The 7,644-nt window shown below is 70.6% G+C and carries 7 protein-coding genes; 6 read left to right on the forward strand and 1 reads right to left on the reverse strand.

Going from position 1 to position 7,644, the window contains the following annotated elements; all coding sequences use genetic code 11:
* Positions 1–168 precede the first annotated feature (168 nt).
* Entirely contained in the window at positions 169–687 is a 519-nt protein-coding gene (locus ACZ7KI_RS09165) for an inorganic diphosphatase (RefSeq protein ID WP_465460123.1), read from the reverse strand.
* Positions 688–854: 167 nt separating this feature from the next.
* On the opposite strand from ACZ7KI_RS09165, the gene dacB reads away from it, so the two are divergent.
* From dacB to ACZ7KI_RS09195, 6 genes are all read left to right on the forward strand, one after another.
* Entirely contained in the window at positions 855–2,942 is a 2,088-nt protein-coding gene (gene dacB / locus ACZ7KI_RS09170; protein WP_470272636.1) for a D-alanyl-D-alanine carboxypeptidase/D-alanyl-D-alanine endopeptidase, read from the forward strand.
* Positions 2,943–3,046: 104 nt separating this feature from the next.
* Positions 3,047–4,075: a zinc-dependent metalloprotease gene (locus tag ACZ7KI_RS09175; protein WP_470272668.1), complete on the forward strand. Its 1,029-nt coding sequence runs from the start codon at positions 3,047–3,049 to the stop codon at positions 4,073–4,075.
* Positions 4,072–5,046, forward strand: coding sequence for a tRNA lysidine(34) synthetase TilS (tilS, locus tag ACZ7KI_RS09180; RefSeq protein ID WP_470272637.1), 975 nt, complete (start codon positions 4,072–4,074; stop codon positions 5,044–5,046). Before ACZ7KI_RS09175 ends, tilS begins: the two co-directional genes overlap by 4 nt.
* A gap of 13 nt (positions 5,047–5,059) precedes the next feature.
* Complete coding sequence (gene hpt / locus ACZ7KI_RS09185) at positions 5,060–5,623, forward strand: hypoxanthine phosphoribosyltransferase (protein ID WP_061985572.1); 564 nt, start codon at positions 5,060–5,062, stop codon at positions 5,621–5,623.
* A 145-nt stretch (positions 5,624–5,768) separates the two neighbouring features.
* Positions 5,769–6,134: a hypothetical protein gene (locus ACZ7KI_RS09190; protein WP_465460127.1), complete on the forward strand. Its 366-nt coding sequence runs from the start codon at positions 5,769–5,771 to the stop codon at positions 6,132–6,134.
* A 17-nt stretch (positions 6,135–6,151) separates the two neighbouring features.
* Positions 6,152–7,531 (forward strand): WXG100 family type VII secretion target, encoded by a 1,380-nt coding sequence (locus ACZ7KI_RS09195; protein WP_470272638.1) that lies wholly within the window; start codon positions 6,152–6,154, stop codon positions 7,529–7,531.
* Positions 7,532–7,644: the final 113 nt, after the last annotated feature.

Raw genomic sequence — 7,644 nt, forward strand, 5'->3', positions numbered from 1 at the left:
GGCGATTCGGGTTCTAACCCGAATCGCCACTCACGACCCACTGGACCAGCATCCGACCGCCGCCCCCCGAACGCACTTAGCCGACTAACTGCGGCCGGAAGCGCGTGAAGGCCCCCTTCATTGCGTCTAGCGCAATGAAGGGGGCCTTCACGTACTTGCGATAAGCGACTAGTGGGCCGCGGGACCGTCGATGGCCTCCTTGGCCAGCCTGTCGGTCTCGCGCTCGAACGAACGCTTGATCTCGGCCTCGGCGTCGGCACGCCCGACCCAGGACGAACCTTCGACGCTCTTGCCCGGCTCCAGATCCTTGTACACCTCGAAGAAGTGCTGGATCTCGAGCTTGTGGAACTCGTTCAGGTGGTGGATGTCGCGCAGGTGCTCCAGGCGCGGGTCGTTCGTCGGGACCGCCAGGACCTTGTCGTCCGGGCCCTTCTCGTCGGTCATCCGGAACATGCCGATCGCGCGGCAGCGGATCAGGCAACCCGGGAAGGTCGGCTCCTGGACGAGCACCAGCACGTCGAGCGGATCGCCGTCCTGACCGAGGGTGTCGTCGATGAAGCCGTAGTCGGCGGGGTACTGGGTGGCGGTGAACAGCGTCCGGTCGAGTTTGATCCGACCGGTCTTGTGGTCCACCTCGTACTTGTTGCGCTCCCCCTTGGGGATTTCGATAGTGACGTCGAATTCCACGCCGGCCTCGCTGCTCTCGTCTTTTGGTACGCCCCGCCGTCGCGACGGCTCACCGAAATCATCGTCTTGTCTTCACTAGTGTGGACCACGGGGGCTCGGACGGTCGCATCGATGTGGCCGTATGTGAGCTTGGCCCCTTCCCCGGGCGGTGGATGAAGGAGTGTTGAGTGCCGGAAAACGATGACCCCAGGTGGCCGTCGGACGACAAGGACACCTCATCCACCGAGCCCAAGGGCGCCGAAGGGAACGGCGAGTCCACCGTTTGGCTGCCCATGACGGGGCTGGCGAGCGGTAAGACCGAAGAGCTGTCCGTGCCGAAGGTCACACCCGAAAGTGGCTCCTGGTTCCAGCCCGTGGTCGAGGTCGAGGACGAACCGGATGTCCCCGAGACCCCCACCCCGCAGTGGTCCGCCTTCGCCCCGGTGACCCCGGTCGAGCCGAAGGAGCCCGAGGAGCCGAAGACGCTCTTCGTCAAACCCGTCCAGCAGCACGCGGAGGAACCGGACTGGGACCAGTTCGACCGCAACGCCCGCACGCCGTCGCGTGAGCCCGAGCCGAGGCCCGAGTCCCGTCAGGAACCCCAGCGCCAGGAACCGCGTCTGCAGGAACCCCCGGCGCCTCCGCAGCAAGAGCAGCCCCAGCGCCAAGAACCCCAGCGCCGTCCCGAGCAGAACCGGGTCGAGCCGCCGCGACCGGCGCCGGTCCCGTCGGCGACCATGCACGCGCGGCCGGTCCGCATCGAGCCGGCCGAAGAGCGCTTCGACTCCGAAGCCACCGTCGGCATGAAGCAGCACGAACCGCCTTCGGAGACGCCCCCGGCCGCCGAGACCGAGGCCGCACCCGCGCCGAAGCCGAAGAAGCGCAAGCGCAAGGTCCTCGTGATCACCACCGTGGTCGTCGTCCTGCTGCTCGCCGGGCTTGGCGCGGCCGCCGCGATGCCGAAGGTGTCGAACCGGCTCGGTCTGCCTTGGGCGCCGAACGCGCCGAAGGGAGACATCCCGAAGCCCGCCGGCGTCACCCGCGTCCTGCACGGTCCGGACGTCAACGGCTCCGGGCCCACGAAAGAAGGGCTCGTCGCCGCGCTCAAGGGCCCCACCGGTTCCCCCGACCTCGGCACGCTCACCGGCACCGTCGTGGACGCGGCGACCGGTACCGTCCTCTGGGACAAGAACTCCGGCACCCCGTTGACCCCGGCGTCGACCACGAAGATCCTGGTCGTGGCGGCCGCGTTGCTGTCACTCGACCACGGGACGCAGATCTCGACGAAGATCGTCCAGGGCGCGGACCCGGGCACGGCCATCCTCGTCGCGGGCGGCGACCCGACCCTGACCGCGCTCCCGCTGGGCACCGACTCGCCGCTGTACCCGGGCGCCGCCCACGTCGACGACCTCGTCGCCCAGGTCAAGAAGGCCTCCGGCGGCAAGATCTCCAAGGTCCAGCTCGACGCGAGCCTGTTCAAGGGGCCGACGGCCGCGGTGGGCTGGGATCCCGAGGACACCGCCGCCGGGAACACCTACATGGCGCCGGTCGTCCCGGTGATGGCCGACGGCGGCCGCACCGATCCGAAGAACGACCACTCGCCCCGTGTCGCGAATCCGGCGATGGCGCTGACCCAGAAGATCGCCGGAAAGCTCGAAGCCCAAGCGGGCGGTACGGCGACGGCGCCGAAGGACGCGAAGGTACTCGGCGAGGTCAAGTCGCAGCCGTTGACGGAGTTCGCCAACTCGCTGCTGCAGCTTTCGGACAACATGCTCGGTGACGCCCTCGCTCGCCAGGTCGCGCTGGCGAAGGGCGGAGAGCCGTCGTTCGCCGGTGGCGCGGCCGCGACGATGGACGTGCTGAAGCAGGCCGGTTTCGACCTCACCGGTGTCCAGCTCAACGACGGCAGCGGGCTGTCCGACCAGAACAAGATCCCGGCGAAGGTGCTCAGCGAGATCCTCACCGTCGCGGCGGCGCCGGACGGGCAGGATCCGAGGACGGCCAAACTGCGGCCGATGCTCGCCGGCCTCCCCGTCGCGGGTGGCAGCGGGACGCTGGAGAAGCGCTACGGCGATCCGGCGTCGGCGGCGGGCCGGGGCTGGGTGCGCGGCAAGACCGGGACGCTGTCCGGGGTGAACACCCTCGCCGGCGTGGTGCTCGACACCGACGGCCGGATGCTGGTGTTCGCACTGATGTCGTCCGGTTCGGATCAGAACAAGGGCAGGGCCGCGCTCGACGTCGTCGCGGCGACCCTGCACAAGTGCGGCTGCCGCTGAGCGCACGACCGGAATCGGAGCGTGAGGAAGTCGCGGCTGAATCCGGCCTTTCAGCGGGTAGCGTCATAAGAGTGACTGAGGAAACGCCGACCAAGACACGTTCGATGGTCGACTGGTCCCTGGCCGCCTCGACGGGTGCCCTCCTGGTGCGCGGTGGCCCGGTGGTCGATCGCGAAGAGGCCGAAGCGGCCGTCGCCGATCTGCGCGAGCTGACCAGCGAGGCGGAAGGGCACGTCCGTGAGCTGACCGGGCTCGGCCTCGACCTGCCGCTGCTGCGCGCCGAGGTCGTCGACAGGCCCGGCTGGGTCCGCTCGGCCGCGTCCGGGCTCGACGCGCTCACCGGCCGCGCGCTCCCGCAGGCGCAGGGCGGGCCGCTCGGGCCGGTGCTGGCCTCCGGCGCCGGCGTCCAGACCGGTCTGGTGCTCGCGTTCCTCGCTTCCCGCGTACTCGGCCAGTACGACCCGTTCGGCGGGCCGGAACGCCGTGGCCAGCTGGTGCTCGTCGCGCCGAACATCGTCGCCGCGCAGCGCGCGATGGACGTGCCGGGGCACGACTTCCGGCTGTGGGTCTGCCTGCACGAATGCACCCACCGGCTGCAGTTCACCGCGGTCACCTGGCTGCGCGACTACTTCGCCGACGAGGTCGAGCGGCTGATCGGCGGACTCGCCGGCCGCGACGCGGACGGACTGAGCGACCTGGTCGGACGGCTGCCGGACACCATCAAGCAGATCGGCAAGGGCAAGACGGGCGGCGCCGGTCTCGCCGAACTGCTGCAGTCCCCGGGCGAACGCGCGGTGTTCGATCGGCTGCTCGCCCTCTCCACCCTGCTGGAGGGGCACGCCGACTTCGTGATGGACGCCGTCGGACCGCAGGTCGTGCCCAGCGTCGAGCTGATCCGGTCGCGGTTCACCGCGCGGCGCAAGGGTGGCGGGCTGATCGATCGCGTGCTGCGCAGCTTGCTCGGGGTCGACGCGAAGATGCGTCAGTACGAACAGGGCGCGAAGTTCACCAAGCACGTCGTCGACGCCGTCGGCATGGACGGCTTCAACGCGGTGTGGACGTCGCCGAACACGCTGCCGACCAGGGCCGAGATCACCGATCCGGCGGCCTGGGTACGGCGTCTGCACGGGTGAGCGGGCCGGATCCGGCGGTCGCGGCCGTCCGGACGGCCGTGCGGGACTTCCTCGCGTCGGCCGACGTCGGCGACGAGGTGTGCGTCGCCGTGTCGGGAGGGGCGGATTCGCTGGCGCTCGCCGAAGCGGCCGCGTTCACGGGCTCCCGAGCCGGGCTGAAGGTGCGGGCACTCGTCGTCGACCACGGCCTCCAGGACGGCTCCGCCGAAACCGCGGCGAAGGCGGCGTGCACCGCTCGCGAACTGGGCGTCGACACCGCCGAGGTCCTCACGGTGAAGGTCGTGGGCGCGGGTGGCCCGGAAGCGGCGGCCCGCCGGGCCAGGTACCGCGCGCTGCGTTCGGCGCTGCCGGAAGGACACGGCCTCGTCCTCCTCGGCCACACCCTCGACGACCAGGCCGAAACCGTGCTGCTCGGCCTCGGCCGGGGTTCGGGACCGCGGTCGCTCGCCGGGATGCGGCCGCACGACCCGCCCTGGGGACGACCGCTTCTCGGCGTCACCCGCGCCACCACCCGGCAGGCGTGCCGCGCGCTCGGCGTCGACCCCTGGCAGGACCCGCACAACCAGGACCCGCGGTTCACCCGTGTCCGGTTGCGTACGGAAGTACTGCCCCTTCTGGAGGATGTGCTTTCCGGCGGAGTCGCGGCCTCACTGGCCCGCACGGCGGCGCAACTGCGCGAGGACACCGAGGCGTTGGACACACTCGCCGGAGACGTCTACCTGCGTGCCTTCACCGAGGACGGGCTCGACGTCGCCGTGCTCGCCACCGAGCCGCCCGCGCTGCGACGGCGTGTCCTCCGCAGGTGGCTGCTGGACTCCGGCGTCCGCGAACTCACCGACGCCCACCTGCGTTCGGTCGACGCGCTGGTGGGGAACTGGCGGGGTCAGGGCGGAGTCTGGCTACCCGGCGACTTGGTGGCCGGGCGGGCGCATGGCAGGCTCTCGGTGTCAGCACCCCATTCCACCACCTAGAGGGGAACCTCCCGTGTACGAAGGCGAGATCGCCTCCGTGCTCGTCACCGAGCAGCAGATCAACGACAAGATCGCCGAGCTGGCCGCGCAGGTCGCCGCGGATTACCCGGCCGACGGACCCGGCGCCGGGCAGGGAGACCTCCTGCTCGTCGGGGTGCTCAAGGGCGCGGTGATGTTCATGACCGACTTCGCCAGGGCACTCCCGCTTCCCTCCCAGCTCGAATTCATGGCGGTCTCCTCCTACGGCTCGGCGACCTCGTCGTCGGGTGTGGTGCGGATCCTCAAGGACCTCGACCGCGACATCGCCGGCCGCGACGTGCTCATCGTCGAGGACATCGTCGACTCCGGGCTCACGCTGTCCTGGCTCCTCAAGAACCTCGCCAGCCGCAACCCGGCCTCGCTCGAGGTCGTCTCGCTCCTGCGCAAGCCGGAGGCGGTCAAGGTCGACGTACCGGTCAAGTACATCGGGTTCGACATCCCCAACGAATTCGTGGTCGGATACGGCCTGGACTACGCGGAGCGTTACCGGGACCTGCCCTACATCGGCACCCTGGACCCGCACGTCTACACGTCGTGAGAACCGCTTGCCCGCGTTCGCGGAAATGCGGAACCCTGAGCACCGAGAACGCGTCATAGGCAGCGTTCGAGTGCGTTAACCTATGCGAAGACCAATGCCGACGCAGCCGTCGTGGCCTGGCCCGGGGGAAACGGAGAGAGCTCAGATGGGGAACAGCAGCTTGGCGGACGCGAACGCGTTCAAGAACGCCGCGGCCCAGGGTCAGGTCGGGATCGACCCGGACGCGGCCCAGACCGTCCTGAACAAGATCCGTACCGGCAAGGACGCCATCGAGGCCCTGCTCAACCGGTCGGGGGACCTGGGGCAGGCGCCGAAACTGGGTGACAACCCGGTCGGGCACGCCATCGCAGCGAAGGTCGCGAACCGCGCCGACGGCGGAGGCGACTCGTACGCCGCCGCGCTCCAGAACCTGTACCAGCAGTACGAGGCCGCCGAGTCCGGCATCGTGACCGCGATGGCGCGCTATCACGAGATCGACCAGGACGCGGCGCGGCCGTTCCGTAACGTCTGAGGGGGAGTCAGAAAGCCATGCCACCGAAGCACAGCGCCGACTCTTACGGCGAGAGCAGCAGCACCCCGGTCCAGCTGGGCGACACCGGGCAGTCCGAGGGCATCGTCTCGTCCGCCCGCGGCCGTTCGGACGGCTTCGAGATCGGCGCCGACCGCGCCATCACGAACCCGCCGAACTGGGAGAACGCCCCGACCAGCCAGGACCTGTGGAACCAGGCCAACATCGGCAACGACCCCAGCACGGCGACCGCGCTCAGCCAGACGTGGAGTTCGCACGGCGGTCAGCTGAGCCAGGCCTCGAACGACCTCTACAACGCGATCTCCGAACTGGGCGCCGCCTGGATCGGCCAGGGCGCGGCGAGTGCGCAGGGCGCGCTGGTCGCCATCGCGAACTCGGGCTCGCAGGCCTCCGAAGCCGCGGTCACGATGTCGGACAGGCTGCAGAAGCAGGCCGACGCCGCGACCAAGGTCAAGCTGATGCCGAAGCCCACCGACTACAGCCCGGAGAAGGCGATGGGCCAGGCCCTCGCCGCGGGCCCGCTCGGCATGGTCACCGACCAGAAGCCCCTCGCCGACCAGGACAAGGAAGTGCGGGCGGAGCAGGCCAGGTTCCTCGAGGCCTACACCAAGGAGATGAGCGAGGTCGACAGCTCGACCCCGAGCTTCGGCCCCGAATCCCTCGGCATGAAGCCGACCGCCACGCACAACAGCGCCTCGTTCAGCGGCGTCGGCAACATGGGCGGCGGCGGCATCAATCCCGGCGCCGTCTCCGGCACCCCCGTCCTCGCCGGCACGCACGGCTACGGCGGCGTGCAGGGCGTCCAGCACGCCGCGGCCGTCCACAGCGGTGGCCCGGATTCGGGTGTGTTCTCGCAGGCCGGTTACACCCCCGCCGCAGCGGCTCCGGGCGTCGCGGCAGGACCTGGTGTCGGTGCCGGTGTCGCTTCCGGTGCCGGTGTCCCGATGAGCTCGCCCGCCCCGTCGGCGGGTGGCGGCAACGGGCTCGGCCAGGCACTCACCGCGGCCGCGCTCGGCGGCGGCCTCGGCTACGCCGGTGCGAAGGCGCTCGGGCAGGGCAACAAGTCCGGCGCCAAGGAAACCGACGGCACCGACGCCGCGGCGACCGACAACGCTCCCGCGCAGAGCGCCGCGTCCCAGGCCGTGCCGCAGCAGGGCATCGTGTCCTCCAGCGGCACCATCGGTGGTGGCGCCACCCCGCCGATGCAGGGCATGGGCGGCGGCATGGGCATGGGCGCCCCCGGCGCGCAGGCCGAGCAGGAAGAGGAGCACACGCACGCGTCGTTCCTCATCGAGCCCGACCCGGACGACGCTTTCGGCGCCAACGAGGCGACCCCGCCGCCGGTCATCGGTGCCTGGACCGAAGACGACGATCGCTAGAGCGGTTTTCACCGGGCGGGGGGGGGGGGGGGGGGGGGGGGGGGGGGGAGGTGGGGGGGGGGGGGGGGGGGGGGGGGGGGGGGGGGGGGGGGGAAAAAGGCAGCACGAAGGGG

The organism is Amycolatopsis sp. NPDC039088, from assembly GCF_055598845.1.

What these genes read in the sequence shown, in the direction of transcription:
- ACZ7KI_RS09175 (WP_470272668.1), top strand. Translation starts at nt 3,047, where the DNA reads ATGGTCGACTGGTCCCTGGCCGCCTCGACGGGTGCCCTCCTGGTGCGC.
- ACZ7KI_RS09190 (WP_465460127.1), top strand. Translation starts at nt 5,769, where the DNA reads ATGGGGAACAGCAGCTTGGCGGACGCGAACGCGTTCAAGAACGCCGCG.
- ACZ7KI_RS09195 (WP_470272638.1), top strand. Translation starts at nt 6,152, where the DNA reads ATGCCACCGAAGCACAGCGCCGACTCTTACGGCGAGAGCAGCAGCACC.